The organism is Mesorhizobium sp. P2_D5, assembly GCF_056404355.1.
In genome coordinates, this window is sequence record NZ_JBFUEE010000001.1 from 1,355,543 (window position 1) to 1,374,769 (window position 19,227).

General features: G+C 64.5%; 15 protein-coding genes. 9 read left to right on the top strand and 6 right to left on the bottom strand.

Translation table 11 applies throughout. The features are described from left to right. The first annotated feature begins 25 nt into the window (after nt 1-25). Genes AC1DYW_RS06360 through AC1DYW_RS06370 form a run of 3 tightly spaced genes read left to right on the top strand, consistent with a single transcriptional unit; the run spans nt 26 to nt 3,443 of the window. Nucleotides 26-1,528: an aldehyde dehydrogenase family protein gene (locus tag AC1DYW_RS06360; RefSeq protein WP_457152925.1), complete on the top strand. Its 1,503-nt coding sequence runs from the start codon at nt 26-28 to the stop codon at nt 1,526-1,528. 12 nt (nt 1,529-1,540) lie between these two features. Then, nucleotides 1,541-2,455, top strand: coding sequence for an SMP-30/gluconolactonase/LRE family protein (locus AC1DYW_RS06365; protein ID WP_477225454.1), 915 nt, complete (start codon nt 1,541-1,543; stop codon nt 2,453-2,455). Between the two features lie 58 nt (nt 2,456-2,513). Beyond that, nucleotides 2,514-3,443: a LysR family transcriptional regulator gene (locus AC1DYW_RS06370; protein WP_477225455.1), complete on the top strand. Its 930-nt coding sequence runs from the start codon at nt 2,514-2,516 to the stop codon at nt 3,441-3,443. A 495-nt stretch (nt 3,444-3,938) separates the two neighbouring features. On the opposite strand, the gene AC1DYW_RS06375 is transcribed toward AC1DYW_RS06370, so the two are convergent. Then, nucleotides 3,939-5,075: an NAD(P)/FAD-dependent oxidoreductase gene (locus AC1DYW_RS06375; RefSeq protein WP_477225456.1), complete on the bottom strand. Its 1,137-nt coding sequence runs from the start codon at nt 5,073-5,075 to the stop codon at nt 3,939-3,941. Between the two features lie 111 nt (nt 5,076-5,186). On the opposite strand from AC1DYW_RS06375, the gene AC1DYW_RS06380 reads away from it, so the two are divergent. From AC1DYW_RS06380 to AC1DYW_RS06400, 5 genes are all read left to right on the top strand, one after another. Further along, nucleotides 5,187-6,092: a LysR family transcriptional regulator gene (locus tag AC1DYW_RS06380; protein ID WP_477225457.1), complete on the top strand. Its 906-nt coding sequence runs from the start codon at nt 5,187-5,189 to the stop codon at nt 6,090-6,092. Between the two features lie 89 nt (nt 6,093-6,181). Then, nucleotides 6,182-8,260: a hydantoinase/oxoprolinase family protein gene (locus AC1DYW_RS06385; protein WP_477225458.1), complete on the top strand. Its 2,079-nt coding sequence runs from the start codon at nt 6,182-6,184 to the stop codon at nt 8,258-8,260. Between the two features lie 4 nt (nt 8,261-8,264). Continuing rightward, nucleotides 8,265-10,250 carry a hydantoinase B/oxoprolinase family protein gene (locus AC1DYW_RS06390; RefSeq protein WP_477225459.1) on the top strand — a complete coding sequence of 662 codons (1,986 nt, stop codon included), beginning with the start codon at nt 8,265-8,267 and terminating at the stop codon, nt 10,248-10,250. Further along, complete coding sequence (locus AC1DYW_RS06395; protein ID WP_477225460.1) at nt 10,247-10,549, top strand: (2Fe-2S)-binding protein; 303 nt, start codon at nt 10,247-10,249, stop codon at nt 10,547-10,549. Before AC1DYW_RS06390 ends, AC1DYW_RS06395 begins: the two co-directional genes overlap by 4 nt. Continuing rightward, nucleotides 10,546-11,913 carry an FAD/NAD(P)-dependent oxidoreductase gene (locus AC1DYW_RS06400; protein WP_477225461.1) on the top strand — a complete coding sequence of 456 codons (1,368 nt, stop codon included), beginning with the start codon at nt 10,546-10,548 and terminating at the stop codon, nt 11,911-11,913. Before AC1DYW_RS06395 ends, AC1DYW_RS06400 begins: the two co-directional genes overlap by 4 nt. A gap of 41 nt (nt 11,914-11,954) precedes the next feature. Here the strand turns inward: AC1DYW_RS06400 and AC1DYW_RS06405 are convergent, their stop codons facing one another. Continuing rightward, nucleotides 11,955-13,280: an NAD(P)/FAD-dependent oxidoreductase gene (locus tag AC1DYW_RS06405; protein ID WP_477225462.1), complete on the bottom strand. Its 1,326-nt coding sequence runs from the start codon at nt 13,278-13,280 to the stop codon at nt 11,955-11,957. A 226-nt stretch (nt 13,281-13,506) separates the two neighbouring features. On the opposite strand from AC1DYW_RS06405, the gene AC1DYW_RS06410 reads away from it, so the two are divergent. Beyond that, nucleotides 13,507-13,983: an Lrp/AsnC family transcriptional regulator gene (locus AC1DYW_RS06410; RefSeq protein ID WP_095091725.1), complete on the top strand. Its 477-nt coding sequence runs from the start codon at nt 13,507-13,509 to the stop codon at nt 13,981-13,983. 41 nt (nt 13,984-14,024) lie between these two features. Here the strand turns inward: AC1DYW_RS06410 and AC1DYW_RS06415 are convergent, their stop codons facing one another. From AC1DYW_RS06415 to AC1DYW_RS06430, 4 genes are all read right to left on the bottom strand, one after another. Beyond that, nucleotides 14,025-15,680 (bottom strand): ABC transporter ATP-binding protein, encoded by a 1,656-nt coding sequence (locus AC1DYW_RS06415; protein ID WP_477225463.1) that lies wholly within the window; start codon nt 15,678-15,680, stop codon nt 14,025-14,027. Next, entirely contained in the window at nt 15,677-16,528 is an 852-nt protein-coding gene (locus AC1DYW_RS06420; protein WP_477225464.1) for an ABC transporter permease, read from the bottom strand. The genes AC1DYW_RS06415 and AC1DYW_RS06420 overlap by 4 nt, the downstream gene beginning before the upstream one ends. Then, nucleotides 16,525-17,475, bottom strand: coding sequence for an ABC transporter permease (locus tag AC1DYW_RS06425; RefSeq protein ID WP_095091041.1), 951 nt, complete (start codon nt 17,473-17,475; stop codon nt 16,525-16,527). Before AC1DYW_RS06425 ends, AC1DYW_RS06420 begins: the two co-directional genes overlap by 4 nt. A gap of 86 nt (nt 17,476-17,561) precedes the next feature. Continuing rightward, nucleotides 17,562-19,172, bottom strand: coding sequence for an ABC transporter substrate-binding protein (locus tag AC1DYW_RS06430; protein WP_477225465.1), 1,611 nt, complete (start codon nt 19,170-19,172; stop codon nt 17,562-17,564). Nucleotides 19,173-19,227: the final 55 nt, after the last annotated feature.

Below are 19,227 nucleotides of genomic sequence, written 5' to 3' on the forward strand. Positions count from 1 at the left end.
TCGAAGAGACCCTTCGGAGGAAATCATGAACATACGTTTCGATGCGGTGCCGCCGCTCGACCCCAAGGTGGCGGCGTTCGTCGGCGGCAGGCATGCGATGCTGATCGGCAACGCGTGGCTGCCTGCGGCCTCCGGACAGTCGCTCGACGTCATCGACCCCTCGAACGGCCGGGTCATCGCGCAGGTGCCGGCTGGCGATGGTGCCGATGTCGATCTGGCGGTCAAGGCCGCGCGGACGGCGATCGACGGTCCCTGGTCAAAAATGGTGCCGGCCGAGCGCGCCAGGCTGATCTGGAAACTTGCTGATCTGATTGACGCCAATGTCGATATGCTGGCAACGCTCAATTCTTATGAGAGCGGCAAGCCAATCGGCGATTCCCGCAATGGCGAGGTGCCGTTCACGGCCGAGACGTTCCGCTACTATGCGGGATGGGCCACCAAGATCAACGGCGAGACGATGACCATCAACGCGCCGGGTGACTGGCATGCCTACACCCGCCGCGAGCCGGTCGGCGTCGTCGGCCAGATCATCCCGTGGAACTTCCCACTCAGCATGCTCGCCTGGAAGGTGGCGCCGGCACTGGCGGCCGGCTGCACCATCGTGCTCAAGCCGGCCGAGCAGACGCCGCTCGGTGCGCTCTACTTCGGTAAGCTGGTCCAGGACGCCGGTTTTCCGGAAGGCGTGGTCAACATTCTGACCGGCTTTGGCGAAACGGTGGGTGCGGCTATGTCGGCCCATCCCGACATCGACAAGGTTGCTTTCACTGGCTCGACCGAAGTCGGCCGGCTGATCGCACGCGCCGCGACCGGCAACCTCAAGAAGGTCAGCCTGGAGCTTGGCGGCAAGGCGCCAACCATCGTGCTCGGGGACGCCGACATCGACATGGCGGTGGCGGGCGCCTCGAGCGCGGCATTCTTCAATGCCGGCCAGAGCTGCGGCGCGGGAACGCGGTTCTTCGTCCACAAGAAGATCTACGACAAGGTCATGTCCGGCATTGCCGAGCGTGCCGAAAAGCTGAAGCTCGGCGCCGGGCTTGATCCCTCAACCGAGCTCGGCCCCGTCGTCTCTCAGCAGCAGATGGAACGCATCACCAGGTTGATCTCGGAAGGCAGGAGCGACGGTGCCGAAATCGTCACCGGTGGCGCGCGTGCCGGCGACGTCGGCTATTTCGTCGAGCCGACGGTCATCTCCAGGACGCGGCCGGACATGTCGGTGATCCGCGAGGAGATATTCGGGCCGGTGGCCTGCGCGATGCCGTTCGACGACGAGGATCTGGACCAACTTGCCAGGGATGCCAACGACACCGAGTATGGCCTGGCTGCATCGATCTGGACCAACAATCTGGGCGCCGCGCATCGGCTGGCCGCGAAAATCAAATCCGGCACGGTCTGGGTCAACTGCCACAACTTCAACGACGTCACCATGCCGTTCGGTGGTTTCAAGCAATCGGGGTGGGGGCGCGAACTTGGCGAACAGGCGCTGCAGCTCTACACCGAGACCAAAACCGTCGCGATCCGGTTGCCATAGGCGAGGCGGTCAATGTCCTGCTACGAGACGATCGACACACGGTTTGGGGAGCTGATCGATCCGGTCGCATTCCTCGAAACCGTCCATACGGGAAATCGCTGGGCGGAGGGACCGGTCTATTTCGCCGACCTTCGCTCGCTGATCTGGAGCGATATTCCCAACGACCGCATGCTGCGATGGGACGAGGAGACGGGAGCGGTTTCGCTTTTCCGCGGCCATGTCTCCAACCCGAACGGCAATACACGCGACCGAAACGGAAGGCTGATCACCTGCATGCAGGGGGAGCGTCGCGTCGTGCGCACGGAATGGAACGGCACGATCACCCTTCTGGCCGATTCTTTCGATGGCAAGCCGTTGAACTCGCCGAACGATGTGGTCGTGAAGTCCGACGGCAGCATCTGGTTCACCGATCCCAATTACGGGATCATTTCGGATTATGTCGGGCGCAAGGGCCTGCAGGAGCAACCGGGCTGCCGCGTCTACAGGATCGATCCCAGCTCGGGAGTAGTCACCGTTGTTGCCGATGATTTCTCTATGCCGAACGGGCTAGCCTTCTCGCCCGACGAGAAGCACCTTTACATTTCGGACTCCGGCTTCCTCACAGACCGCACCGCCCCGCATCACGTCAGGCAGTTTGACGTTGACGGTGACAAGTTGGTAAATTCCCGCGTCTTCGCCGACATATCGCCTGGCATTCCGGATGGCTTTCGCGTTGACGTTGCGGGCAATCTCTGGATCAGCGCGTGGGATGGCGTACAGTGCCATACGCCCCAAGGTGAGCTCATCGGGAAAATTCAGGTGCCGGAAATGGTTGCGAACCTGACCTTTGGTGGACCGCGCAACAATAGGCTGTTCATCACAGCGACAACGTCGGTCTATGCCGTTTTCCTAAATGTCCGGGGCCAGCAGTACCCGTTCGGCACGTGACACGGACACCACTGAGTCAGCCTGGAAGCTCTGTAGCAGTGGATGGTTAGGGCGAAAGTTGGACACGAAACAGCTACAGGTATTCATCGCCGTCGGTGCGGCTGGCAGCTTCTCGAAGGCCGCGCTCGACCTCAACGTCACCCAGCCGATGGTCACGCGCCATATTCGCGGGCTTGAGGAGGAACTCGGCGTCGAGCTGTTCTATCGCAACGGCCGCGGCGTCGTGCTGACCGAGGCGGGCGTGCTTCTGAAGGCCCATGCCGACGAGATCGTCGAGCGGATGCGGCTGGCGCAGAATGCAGTATCGAACCTCAAATCCTCGCCGAAGGGGAGGTTGGTGCTGGCCGTGCCGCCCTCGGTTGGCACCGTGCTGACCGTGCCCTTGGTCAAGAAGATCAAGAACGAGTTTCCCAATGTCGCGCTGCAGGTGATCGAAGGCTTCAGCGGCCATATCCTGGAATGGCTGATCGCCGGTCGCATCGATGCCGCCGTGCTCTACAATTCGCCGAACCATCCTTCCGTGCTGACCGAACCGCTGGCCGATGACGAGCTGTTTCTGATCGGGCCGGTCTTGTCCGAGCGCGCGCTGCCGCGCGGGCCGGTCGGCCTCAACATCTTCGCCGAGCTGCCGATGATCCTGCCCAGCCGCCCGCACGGACTGCGGCGGCTTATCGATAACACCTTGGCGGAGCATGGCATCTATCCGCGTGTAGAGATGGAGCTGGAGGCAATGCCTTCAACCTTGCTTCTGGTCGAGGAGGGAACTGGCTATACGGTTCTGCCCTACGCTTCCGTCCACCTCCTTGTGGAGGCTGGCCGCATCGAGGTCTGGCCATTCGACCCGCCGATTACCCGACAGCTGATCCTCGCGACCTCCTCGCAGCGACCGATGTCCTCGAACTTTCGCCCGCTCTTCCGCACGGTTCGCACCGAGCTGCGCGACATCATATCGACACACATCTGGAAACCGACAAGCCATATCGAATAGCTGCACGAGCAGGATAGTGTGCAATTCGGCTGCCTGCTGCCAACCAATAGCTCCCGATGGAAAGAATTTGATGCGGAACACGATGCTGGGCTTCGCGGCACTTGCCCTGGCCGCGTGCCAATCGGCTCCTGTGGAGCCGCGACCCGCCGCTGTCGAACCTCCTTCAGGTCCCGTTGCCTGACTACGAGGGGATTCAGGCACAGCGCAACCGCGACTGGAAACCGACTTTCGGACGATAGACGAAGCGGGCCTTTAGAGCCGGCAGACCAAGGACTTCAGTCTTACAATGGTAGTTGTGACGACTATTCTGGCCGCGCTGCGTTCCCCTTTAGCCCTTGCGGCATCGCCATTTCCTGATTAAGCGGCAACATCCAAAAAGAGGTACAGTTAGCAGCCAAAAGCATCAGCAGGGGGCCGGCGCTCGCGCGGGAAAGTGGCAGCACGATCGCAAAGGACAAGTCTGATCACAACGCGGTGCGAGCCCGTCTGTGCTCTTTAGGCTGCTGCTGCTCTTAAGGCTGCGCGGGCGAAGCGATCGACCCTGAAGTCGTCGAGCGGCGTTTCGCAATGGTCGGTGGTGATGAGTTCGGCCATGGCGTCGCCCACGCCCGGGCCGAGCTGGAAGCCGTGTCCGCAGAAGCCGAAGGCGTGGAACAGGCCTGGCGTCGTCGCCGAGCGTCCCATGACCGGCAGCATGTCCCGCACATAGCCCTCGCAGCCGGACCATGTACGGATGATCGCGACTTGCGCGATTGCCGGCAGCAGCCGCGCGACGGCGCGCAACTGCATCGGCAGGCGCATGGGGTCGGCGTTCGCATGGCCCGGATCCAGGTTAACCGCCACCCTTTCGGCGGCGCCACCGAAGACGATGTTGCCCCGCTCGACCTGACGCAGATAGGCGCCATGGTGCTTATCGCGCGTCCAGATGCCCACCACCGGTAGAATCTGATGTGGCACGGGCTCGGTAACGCCCATCTGCGGGCCGCGGGCGTCGAGCGGGACCTCTTCGCCGAACTGCGCGGCGATGCGCGCGCCCCAAGCTCCGGCGGTGTTGAGCACGCAGCCGGCGGCGAATGTACCTTTTGAACTGGCTACAAGGAAACCGGAGCCCGTGCTGGTGATCTTCCCGACTTCGGCTCCCTCGACGATTTCCGCGCCCAGCTTGCGGGCAGCCTCGGCAAAGGCAGGTGCGATCAGCCGCGGATTGCCGCTGCCATCTTGCGGAGAGAACGACGCCGCGATCGCTTCGAGACCGAGGCCGGGAAAGCGGGCATGGATCTCGCGCGGGCCGAGTTCCTCTAGCTCAAGGCCCCAGGGGCGCGCCGCCTCGGCATAGGTCCGCATGTCAGCGAGCCCGCCTTCATCGAAGATCAGCCGGATATGACCGGTGGCGCGGAATTCCACGTCGCGGCCAAGCATTCTTTCGGCCTCGCCCCACAGCCTGAGCGAACGGTGGGCCAATGGAAGCTGGGAGAGATGGCGCCCGGTCCGCCGGATGTTGCCGAAGGAGGCGACGGTTGCACCGGTGCCGATCCGATTGCGCTCGACCAGCGTCACGCGTGCCCCGCGCCTGGCGAGGAAATAGGCCGAAGCCGTCCCCATCAGTCCGCCGCCCAGCACGATCACATCCATAGTTATTCCTTGAGCAGATGATCCTTTGAAGACGCCGATCTTGTCCGCGCCACGGCGTTGCGTCAAAGATGCGTTTGGACAAGAGCCATAAGCTTTACCTATGGAGTGGCAATGCGGGCCCGGCAGCTCGAAGTGTTCATCGCCGTCATGCGCGCGGGCACCGTGACCGCCGCGGCGCGGATGCTGAACATCTCCCAGCCTGCGCTCAGCCAGATCCTGCTCCACACCGAGGACGAACTCGGCTTCACGCTGTTCGAGCGGGTGAAGGGCCGGCTACGGCCGACCCCTGAGGCGCTGGAGATCTTCGTCGATGCCGAGAGGCTGTCGGCAGGGCTCGAGGGCTTGCGCCGCAAGACCACCGACCTGCGTCTGGGCCGAACTGGGCTAGTCCGGGTCGCGGCTTCGCCACCGCCGGCCATGGCGATATTGCCGCTCGCGTTCACCGGATTCCGGGCGCAGCATCCCGATATTTTGCTACGTTCCCATATGGCGCCGATCGCCGCGATCATCGACATGCTGCGCGCCGGCGATGCCAGCCTCGGCGTGGCCATGGACGATCGTCTGCCTCCCGATATCGAGGCGGAAGTGATCGGCAGCGTCGGATTCGCATGCCTTTTGCCCATAGGGCATGCGTTGGCCAGGAAAACCGATCTGCGGCTCGCCGATCTCGCCGGCGAGGAATTGATATCCTATCGCGGAAACACCCGTCCTGCCGACGAACTGGCCCATGCGGCCCGCGCGCAGGGTGTGGCGCTTTCGCCGTCGCTCGAGATCGACGTGTCCATCTCCGCGGTCGGCTTCGTCCAGGCCGGTCTGGGTATCGGCCTCGTCGACGCGCTGCTGCCCTGGCACCAGTTTGCCGGGCTTGCCGTCAGGCCGCTCGCTGCGGGGCCGGAATTTCCGATCGCGCTGCTGACCTCGCGCACTCGGCCACTTTCGCGGGCCGATGAGATGATGCGCGAGCAAATCCGTGCTGCCTGTTCGGTGGTCCTCGGCGAACATCGCGCCAAAGCATAAGCAAGACTTATATCCTTGCCTCTCATCCATCTTGGACCCTGACCGTCCGCTCGTGCCAGTTTTGGTCGGCAGACAGAAAGGGACGCATCATGGACGGTGCCATCGCGGCAAATGGGGCGCTGAAAGAGGCCGACTGGAAGGTCGGCGTCGATATCGGCGGGACATTCATCGATTTCTGCGCACTCGAAGCCCGTTCCGGTCGCGTCGCCTCGCTGAAAGTGCTGACGACGCCGGAAGATCCGGGCGCCGAGCTGATGACGGGCCTCACCCTCCTGGCTGAACGCGAAGGCTTTGATCCTACGCACATGACGCGCTTCGTGCATGGCACAACCGTCGGCATCAACACTATCATCCAGCGCAAGGGCGCGCCGCTCGCGCTGTTCACCAATGCCGGCTTCGAGGACGTCATCGAACTCGCGCGGCTGCGAATGCCGGACATGTATTCGCTGTTCTGCGCGCGGCCGGATCCGCTGATCTCGCGTGACATGGTGTTTGGCATTCCGGTTCGCATGCGTGCCGATGGGAGTGAATCCCAGGCACCGGACATGGCGGCTGTCGAGAGGGCGGTGGCACTGGCGAAAGCGAACGGGGCGCAAGGGATCATCGTCTCCTTCCTCCATTCGTGGCGCAACGCCGCGCAGGAGGCCGCCGTCAAGGCAACGATCGCGCGTCTCGCGCCCGACCTTTTCGTCTGCTCCTCGGCCGAGGTGTGGCCGGTCATCCGCGAATACGAGCGCAGCTCGACCGCCATCCTCAATGGCTATGTCCATCCGCGCGTCTCGGGCTATCTGACGGCGCTGGAAGAGCGGCTGAAGGACCGCGGCGTGCCGGCCCGCCCGATGCTGACCAAGTCGAACGGCGGGCTGATGAACGCTGCCGAAGGCAAGCGCGCCTGCGTCAACATGCTGCTGTCGGGAACGGCCTCCGGCGTCATCGGCGCCTCATGGCTGGCGCGCCAGGCAGGCGAGGACAAGGTTCTTACCCTCGACATTGGCGGGACCTCGGCCGACTTCGCGCTCATCATCGGCGGCGAGGCGCAATTCGGTACCGGTGAACTGATCGGCGAGTTTCCGCTCCATATCCCTTCCGTGTCGGTGAGCTCGATCGGCGTCGGCGGCGGCTCGATCGCCAGTGTCGACGCACAGGGGGTGCTGCGGGTCGGGCCGGAGTCGGCCGGTTCGACGCCAGGACCCGCATGCTATGGCCGTGGCGGCGAGCGGCCGACGGTGACGGACGCCATGGTGGTGTGTGGATGGCTTGGTCACAGCGAGATGGCCTACGGCCAGCTCAGGATCGATACCGGGCTGGCGCATCGCGCAATCGGCGAACTTGCCGCTCGCCTCGGCCGTCCAGTCGAGCAGACCGCGCAGGCGATCCTCGACATCGCGGTGTCGGAGATGTTCGTCGAGGTCGAGAAGCTCGCCTCGCGCGCCGGCGTGGACTTGCGCGATTTCACGCTGATGCCCTTCGGCGGCGGCGGCCCGATGCTCGGCGCCTTCCTTGCCCGCGAACTCGGGATGAAGCGTGTCATGGTACCGCGCCGTCCCGGCGTGGTGTCGGCGCTGGGCGGGCTCGTGGCGGATCTGCGCGGCGACTTCATCCGCACCATCTTCAGCCCGCTGTCGGACATGTCGCTTACCGGAATTCGCGGCGCCTTCGAGGCCCTCGCACAAGAGGGTCGCGACTGGCTCGCGGCGCAGGGGCATGAGGGGGCGGCCGAACTCAGTCTATCCTGCGACATGCGCTATGTCGGGCAGAGTTATGAGATCGAGGTCGTCCTTCAGCCGGAATGGCTGACGGACGGCAATGCGACCGCCGTCGCACAAGCCTTCCACCTCACCCATGAGCAGCTCTACGATTTCCACGACCCGGACGGCGAGATCGAACTTGTGAATGTCCGGCTGTCGGCAGTGGGCGCGGGGCCGAAACTCCACTTCCCGGTGGTCGACATGATCGACGCCGCCGCCATTCCGGCGCGCCGTCTCCCAGTCTACACGGGCGCGAGCGTAGAGACCATCGACCTCCACGACCGGCAGGCCCTCGTGCCGGGCAGCACGTTCCATGGGCCTGCCGTGGTCGTTCAGGAAGACACCACTTTTGCCATTCCCGCGGGGGCGCAGGCACGGGTCGACCGTCACCTCAACCTTCTGCTGACCTTCCCGGAGTGATGCCATGTTTGACCGGACAAATCTGCAGGTTCTGGCGAACCATGCCCGCGCGGCCGCCGAGAACATGGCCCACACGCTGCACCGCACCGCGCACTCCGCCTTCGTAAAGGAGACGCAGGACTTTACGGTGATGCTGATGGACCGTTCAGGCGCGACCTTCGCCGTGCCGATGGACCTCGGCGCCACCTGGTATCCGGGGCTTTCGTATCACCGCGCTATCGCGATGGTCGACAACTACCGGCCGGGAGACGTCGCGTTCACCAACGATCCCTATTCCGGCCACGTCGCCACGCACGCGCCCGACACGCATCTGTGGAAGCCGGTCTTCGTCGACGGCGATATCGTCGCCTGGACAGGAGGGCATATCCACAACACCGACATGGGCGGGGCTGTTCCGGCTTCGCTCAGCCGGGCGCTGACCGAAATCCATCAGGAAGGTATCCGCTTTCCCCCGATGAAGCTTGTGAACGAGGGCGTCTTCGACGAGACGATCCTGCGGATCATGAGCACCAATGTGCGCAAGCCCGACCTCAACATCGGCGACATCAAGGCGCTGGTCGGGGCGCTCAACACCGGCGAGCGCAAGATCCAGGCAATGGTGAGGAAGTTCGGCAAGGCCGGCTTCATCGAAGGCGTTTCCGCTCTTCTCGACCATGCCGAGGCGCAGGCGCGCGACGTGCTGCGCTCCATGCCCGACGGGACGTGGGAATTCGCCGACTATGCCGACGAGGATTCGGTCGAGGCCAATCCCTGCCGGCTGAAGCTGACGCTGACGATCAGGGGCGACGAGGCGGTGCTCGACTTCACCGGCTCCGATCCGCAGCTCGGCTCCTCGCTCAACGTGCCTTCAGGCCGCGACCCGCGCCACACTATGCTGCTGGTGGGCGTCTACTATGTGCTCTACACGATCAACCCGAAGATCCTGCTCAATACGGGCCTCACCCGACCGTTCACCTGCATCGCACCCACGGGTTCGGTGCTGAACCCGGTATACCCCGCCGCCGTGGGCATGCGCTCGCTCACCTGCGCCCGGCTGCGGTCGGTCATCTTCGGCGGCTTCTCGCAAGCGGTGCCGGAGCGCCTGCCAGCGGCACCCGCCGGCAACAACTGCATCGTCAATGTCATGACCACGGACGAGCGGACCAGCCGGACCGTCATCGCCGCGGTCAATCCCGTCGTGGGCGGCGGCGGCGCCATGCCCCATCGCGACGGAACCAACGGATCGGGCGCCGATGCGGCCTATCTCAAGAACACGCCGATCGAGATCACCGAGACCGAGACTCCGGTCGAATTCGTGAAATACGGGCTCGCCAGGGACAGCGGCGGCGCGGGCCGCTGGCGCGGCGGGCTGGCGACCGAGATGGCCTTCCGTGTCTTCGCCCCCGACTCAAGGATCACGGCGCGCAACCGGGACCGCAGCTTCTTTCGTCCCTGGGGCGTGCTGGGCGGCAAGGCGGCCGGCCTGTCTGACATGGTCGTCAATCCGGGAACCGAGCACGAGCGGCGACTGGGCAACATCGACACGGCGGTGCTACAGCCCGGCGACGTGCTCGATATCCGTTCCGCCGGAGGCGGCGGGCGCGGCGATCCGCATGGGCGCGAGCCCTGGCGCGTCGCGCAGGATGTGCGGCGAGGCTATGTCTCGCCAACGGCTGCCGAGCGCGACTATGGCGTCGTCATCCGCGACGGCGAGGTCGACGAGCAAGCGACGGAAAGGCTGCGCGCACGCCAGGGGCCAGCCGCCGGCCATTTCCATTTCGGTCCGGAGCGCGACGGTTACGAAGCGCAGTGGACCCCAGCGGCCTATGACCGGCTTACCGCCATACTGAGGGACTTGCCGATCCATTGGCGGTTCTTCGCCAAGACGGAGATCTTCCGCCGCATGAAGGGACGTTCGGGGCCGGAGGGCGTCCAGGCGGCGTTCGATGCGGCCTGCGAGCGGTTCCCCGAACTGCCTCGCCCGAACCCGGTACGAGAGGCGGCGGAATGATGACCGCCGGCCGCATCGTTCGGCTGGCCGAGTGCGACCGGGCCGAGGTGTATTTTTTTCTCGACGGGCAGATATGCAGTGCTCTGGTGGGCGACACCGTGCTGACCGCCATGCTGGCTTCTGGGTACGCGCTGCGAAAGTCCGAGTTCGGACCCGAGCCGCGGGCCGGGTTCTGCCTGATGGGAGCCTGCCAGGATTGCTGGGTGTGGCAGGACGAGGGACCGCGGATAAGGGCGTGCTCGGCATTTGTCACCCAGGGCATGCGTTTACACACAACGCAGCCGGAGAGCTGGCCGTGAGCGAGACCTCATCGCAGCGGGTCGTGATCGTGGGCGCCGGTCCAGCCGGCATAAGGGCCGCTGCGGCGCTGGTCGAGGCCGGACTTCACCCGGTGGTGATCGACGAAGGGCATTGCGCGGGCGGGCAGATCTATCGCCGCCCCCCTGCCGGCTTTACCCGCACGGCAGAGCAGCTCTACGGGCCAGAAGCGCCGAAGGCGCGCGCGCTGCATATGCTCTTCGATCGGCTGGCCAAGGAAGGGCGGCTCACCCATTGCGCGGCGAGTTCGGTGATCGCAGCGCAGGAGGGTCGGCTGCACTTGCTGGGGGAAGGCCGCGTGCAGATGATCGGCTATGACCGCCTGATCCTTGCCACCGGCGCATCCGACCGCGTGGCGCCGGTTCCCGGCTGGCAGAATGCCGGCGTCTATAGCCTTGGCGCGGCGCAGATCGCGCTCAAGGCGCAGGGCGTCGCTCTTGGGCGGCGGATCGTCCTTATGGGATCGGGGCCTCTGCTGACGCTGGTCGGCGCCCAACTGGTCAAGGCTGGAGCGGATGTGGCAGCAGTGCTCGACACGTCTCCCTGGCATCAGCAGATGCGCGGGTTCTGCCAGCTTGCCGCCCGGCCGTTCGTCACGCTGCGCGGTCTGGCCCTGCGGACGAGACTCGGCGGCCGCTACCATGCGGGCGTGACGCTCGAACGGATCGAGGCCGACAAGCAAGGTGTCGCGGCGATGCGCTGGCGCGACGCAGGCGGCCGGGAGCACCGCACCCCTTGCGACATGATCGGCATGGGCTGGCACCTGCGGGCGGAGACGCATCTGGCCGACCTGGTCGGATGCGCCTTCATTTATGATGAGCAGTGGCGGCAATGGCTGCCGAAGACCGACCCGATGGGTCGAGCCGGCAACGGAGTCTATCTTGCCGGCGATGGGGTTCGTCTTCTGGGAGCGGATGGCGCGGAGATCGCTGGGCGTCTCGCGGCTGCGGCATGCCTTGCCGATCTCGGAATTCCTGCGTCCGCCACCGGCGTCGATTTGCGCAAGCTGGCACGGCTCGAGCGCTTTGCTCGCGGCCTGGCTTACGCCTTTCCCTGGCCGGCAGCGATGGCGCGGGCACTTCCCGATGAGGCGGTCGTCTGTCGCTGCGAGAATGTGACAGCCGGAGCCGTACGCCAGAGCGGGGATTTCGGCGGCGGCGAGGCCAACAGGGTGAAATCGCTATCGCGCGTCGGCATGGGGCGATGCCAGGGGCGCTACTGCCAGTTGGCTGCGGTCGAACTCGTGGCGGCGCAGGCCGGCTGTACGGCCGACGCTGTCGGCCGGTTTCGCGGACAGGCGCCTGTCCGACCGGCGCCTGTCGGTGCCTTCCTCCGGGACGGCTGATGCAATTCCGGAGTCCACACCAGGAAGACATGGATCACGTCTTAGAAATCGGCGACCTTCCCCCAGGCTGAAGCGTCGAAGCGCTGGGGATCATAGGAATTCGGATCGACGATCGGTTCCGACCCGGTCACCAGATCGGCGACGAGGTGACCGGCGCCCGGGCCGATGCCGAAGCCGTGTCCCGAAAATCCGGCAGCCAGGAAGAAACCCGGCACCGTTTGAATCTCGCCGATGGCGGGCACGCCGTCCGGCGTGCTGTCGATGTAGCCGGCCCAGGCCGCGCTGATCTTTGTTTGGCGCAGTGCCGGCAGCAGCTCGAGCGCCCGGGTGTGCGTCAGGCGGATGGTCGCCTGATCCGGGGTCGGATCGAGGATGCGCATCCGTTCCATCGGCGTCGGCTGGTCGAGCCGCCAGCAACCGAGTGTTTCGTGGCCCGAGCGCATGCCCTGCAGACCGCCGGGTGCGAGGCTGCGCCAGCGCTTCAGGAACATGGGCAGGAACTGCGACGAGAAGCGCAACTGCTGCGGCGTCACGTCCACCCGGCCGCGTCCGCTTATGGCGAGCGTGTAGCCGCCGTCGCCGCGACGCGTGGCCGAGATCCTTGCCGTGTGCAGCGCATCCGGCAGACCTTCGGCACCCGGCGAGACGGACAGGATGGAGGAACGGATCGACGCCTGCGGAAAGCGGAAGTCGAACTGCCGGCAAAAAGAGGAGGCCCAGGCGCCGCCGGCTAGGACGGCCAGCTTCGTCCGGATCGTTCCGCTTTCGGTGACCACGCCGCTCAGGCGGCCGCCCTCGATCTCGATACCGCGCGCGGCGCAGCTCTGGTGCACGGAGCCCCCAAGCTTGAGAATGGCACGGGCGACCGAGGGCGCGGCGCGCGACGGGTCGGCGGTGCCGTCGGTCGGCGAGAAGACGCCGCCCTTCCAGGTCCGGCCCGTGGCGCGGCCCCGCTCGCTGGCCGCGGCGCTGTCGAGCATATGCGTGGTAACGCCGGCCGTTTTGGCGAAATCACGCCAGCGCGCCCAGCCGGCCAGTTCCGCCTCGTCGTCGCTGAGATAGAGCAGGCCGCAGCGGCGAAAGCCGGTGTCTTCGCCGGTTTCCGTCGCGAAGCTGTCCCACAGATCAAGGCTTCGGGTTGCCATCGGCAACTCGCGGGCGTCACGATTCTGCTGGCGGCACCAGCCCCAGTTCCTGGAGGACTGCTCGGCGCCGATGCGTCCCTTTTCGACAAGCACGACCTGCATGCCGCGCCTGGCCAGATAGTAGGCCGCGAAGGCACCGACAATGCCGCCGCCGATCACCACCGCGTCCGCGGACTGGGGCAGTTCGCCGGATGTCTCGATTTGCTGCAGCGGCGCGCGCATGGTCCCTCTACGTTTGAAGCGCCAATCCTAGCGCGTTGCGCAGGCAGCCGCTGCCGCAGTTGAGGCCCAAGCAGAATTTTATTCCGGCAGCCCGGTTGAAATCGGGAGTCGCTGCGTTTCAAAGCGGTATCGCTTGGATGGACAGGCCGGCGGGCTGTGGTAGTGTCAATGGCTACTAGCAAGGCAGCATTTTGTGCTGTGGCGAGCGCGTTCTGCGGAGACGGCCGTGAAACTGGATCGGATCGATATCAAGATCCTCTACGAGTTGCAGAAGAACGGCCGCATCACCAATGTGGAACTGGCCGATCTGGTGCATCTGTCGCCAAGCCCGTGCCTGATGCGGGTGAAGAAACTCCAGTCGGAAGGCTACATCGAGGGCTATTCCGCACAGGTCAATATCGGCAAGCTCGGCCAGACGCTGACCGTGTTCACCGAAATCACCTTGAAGAACCATCGCCAGGTGGACTTCGCCCGCTTTCTCGCCGTCGTCGAGAAGATCGACCAGGTCATCGAATGCCACCTCGTGTCGGGCGGCTACGACTATTTGATGAAATTCGTGACCGCCGGTATCGGCGAGTACCAGACGATCATGGAACGGCTGACCGACATGGATATCGGCATCGACAAGTATTTCAGCTTCGTGGTGCTGAAGTCTCCCATCGTCAAGGCGCACATGCCGCTGCCCAGCCTGTTTCCGAGGTGAGGCGGCTGCTTCCTGAAACGGTGGCCCTTTTGTCGATGTAGTCAGCGGTGGCCGTACTGGCTGACGAGTTCGGGGTCGCGGACGAGGCCGTCCAGCCAGGTCGGGTCAAGCTTCGGCACCGAGGAGAACAGAAGCTTGGAATAGGGGTGGGTGGGCGCCGTCACCTTGTCGGGCGTGATCTGTTCCACCCGCTGCCCGTTGTACATGACCATGATCTCGTCGCAGATGGCCTCGACGACGGAGAGGTCGTGGCTGATGAAGATGTAGGAAAGTCCCAGCTCGCGCTGCAGCTCCTTGAGCAGCTCGATCACGGCGGACGCCACCACCGTGTCGAGGGCCGAGGTGATTTCGTCGCAGATGATCAGCTTGGGGTTGGCCGCCAGCGCGCGTGCGAAATTCACGCGCTGCTTCTGGCCGCCAGAGAGCTCCGATGGGTGACGGTAGCGCAGGCCCCTTGGCAAGCGCACCATGTCGAGCAGCTCGTCCACGCGCTTCGCGCGCGCCTGCCTGTCGAGCCGGTGATAGAAGGCCAGCGGACGGGAGATGATGTCCTCCACCGGCTTGGCCGGATTGAGCGCAGTATCGGCATATTGGAACACGATCTGCATCTCGCGCAGCTGGTCCTGACTGCGTTTCCTGGCGGCGCGCTGCAGGTCCTTGCCGTCGAAGACGATGTCGCCGGTCGCAGCAGGATGGATGCCTGCGATAACGCGCGCCAGCGTCGATTTTCCGCAGCCGGATTCGCCGATGACGCCGAGATTGCGCCCCTTCTCGACGACCAGGCTGACGGAATCGACGGCGCGGATGAGTGGCAGTCCGTCATCCCGAACCGGGCCGTAGCCGGCCGTCACATTGTCGATACGCAGCAACTGCTTGGTCCCGGCATCTACGTCCGCATGTGCTTGCCGCGGCTTCGGTTCGAAGGCGGCCAGCAGTTCGCGCGTATAGGGATGCTGGGCAGCCGAAAGGATTGCCGCGGTAGTGCCGGTCTCCTGCACTTCGCCGCCCTTCAGCACCACGATGCGGTCGGCGATCTGGGCCACGACCGCGAGGTCATGGGAAACATAGACACCCGCCACGCCGCCCGCCCGCATGACCGACTTGAATGCCTTCAGCACGTCGATCTGCGTCGTCACGTCGAGTGCCGTCGTCGGCTCGTCGAAGATGACCAGCTTGGGATCGCTGATGAGCGCCATGGCCGCCGACAGCCGCTGCAACTGCCCGCCCGAAACCTGGTGCGGATAACGGGTACCGATCCCTTCCGGGTCGGGCAGAGACAAGGCCCTGAACAGCTCGACCGCACGCTGCCGCGCCTGTTCGGGCGGCATCAGTTTGTGGATCCGCGTGACCTCGATGACCTGCTCCATGATCGTGGAGGAGGGGTTGAACGAGGCGGCGGCACTTTGCGGGACATAGGCAATGTCGGTGCCGCGAAGCCTGGCGCGTTCCTTTTCGGAAAGGGCAGCCATGTTCTTGCCGCCAACATTGATCTCGCCGCTGGTGATCCGGCAGCCGGGCCGCGCATAGCCCATCAGCGAGAGCGCCACCGTGGTCTTGCCGGAGCCGCTTTCTCCGATCAGGGCGACGATCTCACCGTCGGCGATGTCGAGGCTGACGCCCTTGATGATTTCGACAAGCCGTCCGGAGTCGGTCTTCGCTTCGATCCGCAGGTTCCTGACCTCGACGAGATTGCTCATGCGTCCCGGTCCCTGATCTTTTGCGGCAGGTTGTCGATCAGCAGGTTGACGCTGATGGTGAGGCTGGCGATTGCCAGCGACGGCACGATGACGGCGGGGGCCGCGAAAGGCAGGCCGCCGATGTTCTCGCGCACCAGCGCACCCCAATCGGCGAGCGGCGGCTGGAGACCGAGTCCCAGGAAGGACAGGCCGGAGAGCAAAAGCACGATGAAGACGAAGCGCAGGCCGAAGTCGGCCAGCACCGGGCGGATGATGTTGGGCAGGATTTCGGACCCGATGAGGTAGAGGGTGCTCTCGCCGCGGACACGGGCGACGGTGATGAAGTCCATGGTGTTGATGTTGACGGCGAGCGCGCGCGCAAAGCGGTAGGCGCCGGGGATATAGATGACGGCCAGCGTCAGAATCAGCACCGGGATCGACGAGCCGACCGCGGCGACGACCACAAGGCCGAACAGCTTGCTGGGGATGGAGTTCATGGCGTCCAGGAAGCGGCTGAGGCAGGTGTCGAGCCAGCCACCGGTGACGGCCGCAATCATCCCCAGCACGACGCCCGAAAAACAGGCGATGGAGACGGCGGCGAGCGATATGCCGACGGTGTAGCGGGCGCCCATCAGAACTCGCGAGAGCATATCGCGCCCAAGATAGTCCGAGCCGAGCCACAGTCCCTGGCGCATCGGGCCGAAATAGTCGTCGTCGACTATGTCGCCGATCGAATGGGGAATCACGTAGGGCGCAAGGATCGCGACGAGCGTCCAAGCCAGGATGACCAGCGCGGCCACGACGCCCACGAGGCTGTAGCTGTGGCCCAGGAAGGAACGCCGAGAGGTTGTCACGCGCGCTGTCGTCATCTGAGCCTCGGGTTGGACATGATGGCGACGACGTCGGCGGCGGTGATGAGAAAGAGATAGCCGAGGCAGAAGATCATCGCGCAGCTCTGGATCAGCGGCAGGTCGCGGGTGGCGACCGCATCGACCATCAGCTTGGCGATGCCGGGATAGTTGAAGATCGTCTCGACGATGATGACGCCGCCGACCAGATAGGAAAGCGAAAGCGCTACCGCGTTGACGATCGGCCCAAGCGCATTAGGGAGCGCGTGCCTCAGGACCATGCGGCTGCGCGAGGCGCCTTTCAGAAGCGCCATCTCGACATAAGGCGTGGAGAGCGTCTCGATCACCGCGGCGCGGGTCATGCGGATCATCTGGGCGGAGATGACGAAGGTGAGCGTGATCACCGGCATTGCATAGATGCGCACGAGATCGGTCAGCGAATGCGCCTCGTTGACCGAGGACAGCGCCGGCAGCCATTTGAGATAAACGGCAAAGAGCAGGACCGCGAGGGTCGCGACCATGAATTCTGGCACGGAGATGACGCCGATCGACAGGATGGTGACCGTGCGGTCGTAGACGGAGCCGCGCAACATGGCGGCGGTGATGCCGAGCGTCAGCGCCAGTGGCACCGAGAGCAGCGTGGTGATGCCGGCGAGCTTCATGGTGTTGACCAGGCGCCCGCCGATTAGCGCCGCAACAGGCATCTCGTTGGCATAGGAGGTGCCGAGGTCACCATGGAGCAGGCCGAGAAGCCAGAGCAGGAAGCGCAGGATCGCCGGATCATTAAGATGCATAGCCTCACGCAGGCCGGCGACCGCTTCAGGAGTCGCCGCCTGGCCGAGTAGGATCGACGCGGTGTCGCCGGGTAGCATGCTGGTGGCGAAGAACACGGCGAACAGCACGATCAAAAGTGTGACGGCCGCGATCCCCAGCCGCTTCAGCACGAGGTTGAGAACCCCAGATGTCATGGAAGCGCTCCCTGCGGTTGTTCGGCCAAGCAATCTTGCGCAGTGAACTGCCGGGGGCTGGCTGACCGGCCCCCGGCAGGCGTCTCTCAGGCTTCAAGCCAGAGATATTCCGCCATTGCGTAGCCCATCATGCCACCGAGCGGGTTCGCCTCCAAACCCTTCACCTTACTGGAGAGGGCATCCACGTTGGAAATGTAGGCCGGGATGATGGTGCCGGCCTCCTCGGAGACCATAGCCTGCATCTGGCCGTAGATCTCCTTGCGCTTGGCCTGGTCGAGCGAGCCGCGCGCCTCGATGAGCATCTTGTCGAACTTCTCGGACTTGTACTGGCTTTCGTTCCACGGCGCGTTGGAAGCGTAGAGGAGCGAGAACAGGATGTCCGGCGTCGGGCGCGGATTGATGTTGCCGAAATGGATCGGCGCCTTGAGCCAGTAATTGTCCCAATAGCCGTCGGCCGGGACGCGCTGGACGTCGAGTTTCATGCCGATATCCGCGCCGGCGGCCTGGATGATCACCGCCATGTCGATCGACGAGGTCGCGGCGTCGGAAGCGATCACCGGGATGGACTGGCCGAGCAGGCCTGACTTCTGGAAGTGGAACTTCGCCTTGTCCGGGTCGAAAGCCTTCGGCTTGATGTCGGGATTGTGGAAGATGTTTGCCGGCGAGACAGGCTGGTCGTTGCCGATTTCGCCAAGGCCGCGCAATGCCGATTTGACGATCTGCTCGCGGTTGACGAGATACTTCATGCCGGCCACGAAATCGGCCTTGCTGCCCGGATCCATGTCGAGCCGGATGTTGAGGTCGGTATAGTTACCCGAGGTCGTCTTCGACAACTCGAAGCCCTGCTGGCCGCCGATGAGCTTCATCGCGCGCGGATTGATCGAAGCCGCAAAATTGATGTCGCCGGAAAGCAGGGCGTTGACGCGGGCACTGTCGTCGCTGATAGCGATGAATTCGAAAGAGTCGAGATAGGGCTTGCCCGACTTCCAGTAGTTCTTGTTCTTGGTGACCACCGACCGCACGCCCGGTTCGAAAGCCTCGAGCACGAAGGCTCCGGTGCCATTGCCCTTGGAGAAGTCGGTGGTGCCGTCCTGGACGATCATGAAGTGATGCAGCGCCAGGATGGTCGGGAGGTCGGCATTCGGGTCGGCGAGCGTGATTTCGACGGTCGACTTGTCTACCGCCTTGAAGCCGGTCATCTGCGCGGCGATCTTGGCGACCTTGGAGCCGACCGCTTTGTCGAGATGGCGCTTCAGTGAGTAGACGACGTCGTCGGCGGTAAGGTCCTTGCCGTCGTGGAAGGTGACGCCCTTGCGCAGCTTCACCGTCCAGGTCTTGGCGTCCTTGCTGTCGAAGCTCTCGGCCAGCTCCATCTGCGTGACGCCATCCTTGTCGAGGAAAGTCAGGCGGTTGTAGAGCGAGCAGCAGCGGACATAGTCGGTGGAGAGCGACGCCTTTGCAGGATCAAGCGTGTCGGCGGTCGATGACGACCAGCCGGCGGCTTTGAAGTTTCCGCCGGAAACCGGCTCAGCGGCGACGGCATTGGTGGCGCGGCCGAGCACCAGGCTGCCCGCGGCAACCGCGGCGCCGCCGGCCAACAGCATCTTGAGAAGTTCGCGGCGGTTCGCGCCCCGCCGAATGGCGTTTTCGACCATGGCATCGTCTGCGCTGGTCCAGTTCGTGATCTTGTCGGTCATGTTATTCCCCTTTCTGTTTGTTTGGTCGGGATGCTCGTCTTGTTGCGGCTTTCCG

Excerpts from the sequence above, each read along its gene's own strand:
- AC1DYW_RS06360 (WP_457152925.1), top strand. The coding sequence starts at position 26 with ATGAACATACGTTTCGATGCGGTGCCGCCGCTCGACCCCAAGGTGGCG.
- AC1DYW_RS06365 (WP_477225454.1), top strand. The coding sequence starts at position 1,541 with ATGTCCTGCTACGAGACGATCGACACACGGTTTGGGGAGCTGATCGAT.
- AC1DYW_RS06375 (WP_477225456.1), bottom strand. The coding sequence starts at position 5,075 with ATGGATGTGATCGTGCTGGGCGGCGGACTGATGGGGACGGCTTCGGCC.
- AC1DYW_RS06380 (WP_477225457.1), top strand. The coding sequence starts at position 5,187 with ATGCGGGCCCGGCAGCTCGAAGTGTTCATCGCCGTCATGCGCGCGGGC.
- AC1DYW_RS06385 (WP_477225458.1), top strand. The coding sequence starts at position 6,182 with ATGGACGGTGCCATCGCGGCAAATGGGGCGCTGAAAGAGGCCGACTGG.
- AC1DYW_RS06390 (WP_477225459.1), top strand. The coding sequence starts at position 8,265 with ATGTTTGACCGGACAAATCTGCAGGTTCTGGCGAACCATGCCCGCGCG.
- AC1DYW_RS06395 (WP_477225460.1), top strand. The coding sequence starts at position 10,247 with ATGATGACCGCCGGCCGCATCGTTCGGCTGGCCGAGTGCGACCGGGCC.
- AC1DYW_RS06405 (WP_477225462.1), bottom strand. The coding sequence starts at position 13,280 with ATGCGCGCGCCGCTGCAGCAAATCGAGACATCCGGCGAACTGCCCCAG.
- AC1DYW_RS06415 (WP_477225463.1), bottom strand. The coding sequence starts at position 15,680 with ATGAGCAATCTCGTCGAGGTCAGGAACCTGCGGATCGAAGCGAAGACC.
- AC1DYW_RS06420 (WP_477225464.1), bottom strand. The coding sequence starts at position 16,528 with ATGACGACAGCGCGCGTGACAACCTCTCGGCGTTCCTTCCTGGGCCAC.
- AC1DYW_RS06425 (WP_095091041.1), bottom strand. The coding sequence starts at position 17,475 with ATGACATCTGGGGTTCTCAACCTCGTGCTGAAGCGGCTGGGGATCGCG.
- AC1DYW_RS06430 (WP_477225465.1), bottom strand. The coding sequence starts at position 19,172 with ATGACCGACAAGATCACGAACTGGACCAGCGCAGACGATGCCATGGTC.